Source organism: Streptomyces sp. T39, assembly GCF_008042045.1.
In the GTDB taxonomy this organism is placed as follows: Bacteria; Actinomycetota; Actinomycetes; order Streptomycetales; family Streptomycetaceae; genus Streptomyces.
This window is the reverse complement of sequence record NZ_RDBP01000066.1, coordinates 1-3,071: the sequence shown is the minus strand read 5'-3', so window position 1 is coordinate 3,071 and position 3,071 is coordinate 1. Positions and strand designations below refer to the sequence as shown.

General features: G+C 74.4%; 3 protein-coding genes and 1 pseudogene. 2 read left to right on the top strand and 2 right to left on the bottom strand.

Annotated features, from left to right (window positions below):
• Positions 1-178 (bottom strand): annotated as a pseudogene (locus EAO77_RS40725) (RNA-binding protein); the annotation flags it as partial.
• Between EAO77_RS40725 and EAO77_RS35075 the strand changes: the two are divergent.
• Both EAO77_RS35075 and EAO77_RS35070 read left to right on the top strand, forming a co-directional pair.
• The gene (locus EAO77_RS35075; RefSeq protein WP_147992372.1) at positions 177-1,559 is read left to right on the top strand and encodes an N-acetylmuramoyl-L-alanine amidase; all 1,383 of its coding nucleotides are present in this window, start codon (positions 177-179) and stop codon (positions 1,557-1,559) included. The pseudogene EAO77_RS40725 and the gene EAO77_RS35075 overlap by 2 nt on opposite strands.
• A 265-nt stretch (positions 1,560-1,824) precedes the next feature.
• Positions 1,825-2,583, top strand: coding sequence for a hypothetical protein (locus EAO77_RS35070; protein WP_147992371.1), 759 nt, complete (start codon positions 1,825-1,827; stop codon positions 2,581-2,583).
• Between the two features lie 12 nt (positions 2,584-2,595).
• Here EAO77_RS35070 and EAO77_RS35065 read toward each other — a convergent pair whose 3' ends face one another.
• Entirely contained in the window at positions 2,596-2,922 is a 327-nt protein-coding gene (locus EAO77_RS35065) for a hypothetical protein (RefSeq protein ID WP_261994295.1), read from the bottom strand.
• Positions 2,923-3,071 lie beyond the last annotated feature (149 nt).

Sequence of the window (3,071 nt, the reverse complement as noted above, 5' to 3'; positions counted from 1 at the left end):
AGTCGATCAGCGCCGAGCGTTCGCCCACCGGCGGCAGTTCCTCCGCCTCCGCCTCGTACTCGGCCAGCAGTCCCGTCGTCGAGACCTTCTCCCCGCTGAGCACGGCCGCCACGAGCCGGTCGCGCAACGGCCCGGGGAAGGCGAGCAGATACGGCTTGAGCGCTTCACGGTTCTCCATGGGCCCGAATTCTGGCAGCAGGGCCCGCGAGAGCCGGCTCGACGGCCACGACGGGCAGCCCAGCCAGGCCCGCGGGTACGGCGTGATGCACCTGGTGGACAACCTGCGGCAGCAGACCCTGCGCGAGGCCGCGAAGCTCACCGGTATCCCGGCCGACTCGCTGCGCCGGGACACCGCCGCCAACATCCGCGGCGGCGCCGCCGTGCTCCGCGCCCGCGCCGACGCCGCCGGACTCACCGAGGCCGAACGCGCCCGGCCCGCCGCCTGGTACGAGGCCGTCGCCCGCTACGGCGGCGCCGCCGACCCGCGCACCGCCCGCTTCTACGCCGACGGCGTCTACGACGTGCTCGCCCAGGGCGTCGACGCCCGCGCGGAGGACGGCTCCGCCGTCACCGTCCGCCCGGCGGCCGTCCGGCCCGACCGCGGCGCGTACGCCGACGCGGCACCGCTGGCCGCCGCCCCCGACTACCCGTCGGCCCTGTGGGTGCCGGCCAGCACCGCCAACTACAGGGTGGGGCGCACCTCCGCGATCACCGCGGTCGTCGTGCACGTCACCCAGGGCTCGTACGCCGGCACCATCAGCTGGATCCAGAACCCCGCGTCCCAGGTCAGCGCGCACTACGTCGTCCGCTCCTCGGACGGCCAGGTGACGCAGATGGTCAGGGAGAAGGACACCGCCTGGCACGCCCGTTCCGGCAACCCGTACTCCGTCGGCATCGAGCACGAGGGATGGGTCGACAACCCCGCCTGGTTCACCGACGCCATGTACCGCTCCTCCGCGGCGCTCACCCGCTCGATCGCCGACCGCTACGGCATCCCCAAGGACCGGGCGCACATCGTGGGCCATGTGGAGGTCCCGGGCAACGACCACACCGACCCCGGTCCGCACTGGGACTGGAACCGCTACATGCAGCTGGTGGGCGGCAGCACGACCGCCCCCGTGCAGCTCAGCTTCTCCTCGTACGCGACCCTGCGCACCGGGTCGACGGGCGACCAGGTGAAGGCCGCCCAGTGGCTGCTGAACGCCCAGGGCTTCAACGCCGGTGCGGTGGACGGCGACTTCGGCACCGGGACGGCGACCGCGGTCCGCGCGTTCCAGACGGCGAAGGGACTCGGCGCGGACGCCGTGGTCGGCGCGAAGACCTGGACCGCCCTGCTCTCGGCCGGCGCCCGGCCCCTGCTGGAGCAGGGTTCCTCCGGCGAGGCCGTCCAGCGCCTCCAGCGTGCGCTGACGGCCGCGCTGGCCCGGACCGTCTCCGCCGACGGCATCTTCGGCTCGGGCACCGCGCAGGCGGTACGCGACTACCAGTCCTCCCGCGGCCTCGGCGTGGACGGCGAGGTGGGCCCGGCGACCTGGGGCGCCCTCCAGGCCGGGCGCTGACGCCCGCGCACGAGCCGGGCCCGCCGTGCCCCGGCAGGGACGTGCCGTCCCTGCCGGGGCCCTCGTGCGGGCGGGTCCGGTGAACGGTGACCGGAACCCGTGAGACCGTCCGGCGCGTCCCTGTTCCTGGACGACGGATGGCCCGAAGCGTGCCACCCCGCTGATGCAAGGGTTCTCGATCATGGACGACGCATTCCGGACGGGACACGCACGACCCCACCGGGTGCCCGACACGCGTGCCGGGCACGCGGATGAGGCGGGACCCATGACCACCAGCCTGTCGTTCGACGGCGGATGGCGGGCAGCGGTGACGGACGACCCGCTCTCCGTCACCCCGCGCTTCACGGGCGACACCGTGCTCCTGATGGAGCACGCGGACGCGAAGGAGCGTGAGCGGTTCCTCGCGGACACCTTCGGCAGCGAGCACTGGCTCTGGGACATGCCGGACGTCTTCCGCTTCGATCCGGACGGCCGGGAGCTGGCCGGCGCCGAGTTCCAGATGCCGTACGTCTCCGCGTACGCGGAGATCTCCGACCGTGTTCCCGCCCTGCCCGCCGTCCGGCCGGGCGGGCTCCGGGCGGACGAGGTCCGGGGCTTCCGGCACGAGATGTGCGCGGTGCTGTGCCGCGCCCCCGGGGACGCGGAGCTGGTCGGTCTGCGGGACACCGGCGTCCTCGGCGATCCGCCGGACGCCTGCGTCGGCATCGCGCGCGACGTGGCGCTCCTCGTCCGGCGGGGCGCCGTCGTCGGCTGGAGCATCACCGACCCGGCGCGCTACCTGACCACCGTCCACGCCGCCCCGGACCCGGCCCCGCCGTCGGCGGCGACCCGCCGTCTGCTCACCGAGTGCCTCGATCTGATCACCGAGCCGCTCGTCGACGACCTGGTGGACGGCGAAACCGCCGCCCTCACCCGGCTCCGGGCGGCCGACGAGGCCCTGCGCGCCCAGCGCGAGGACCGCCACCGGGCCGACGCCCTGCTCGCACTCATCGCCACCTGCGTCGAGGACTACGGCAACGGGTGACGGCGGGTCGGGTCAGGCCGGCGGTTTGGTGTCGCCGACGAGCCGCAGGGCCGGACGCTCGACGGCGAACTCGCCGATCTCCAGCGCCGCTTCCCGCCAGTGCCCGGCGAGATGGTGCAGGTATTCGCTGTCATGGCTGTAGCCCGGCGGCGGGGAGTCCGGGGTGGTGGGCCAGAGCATGGTGACGGCGAAGCGGACCGCGTGCAGGGCCGAGCCGACGTGCGGGTCGGCGCCGTTCTCCAGGCGCACCAGCAACTGGAGCCGGCTGGCGATGTCGGTGAGTTCCTCGTAGGCCTTGGCGCGCTGGCGGGCGCGGGCCGCCTCGATGTCGGCGTTCACGGTTCCTCCGGTACTCGGTGGGACAGGTGGGTCACGCGGCCTCGGCCTGCGCGGCGAGCCGGCAGTCACGGCAGAGGCCGGGCTCCGGTGCGCGGATGACGCGTGTGCAGGTGCCGGTGCAGTCGTGGAGGGGGTGGAGGACCTCGGGC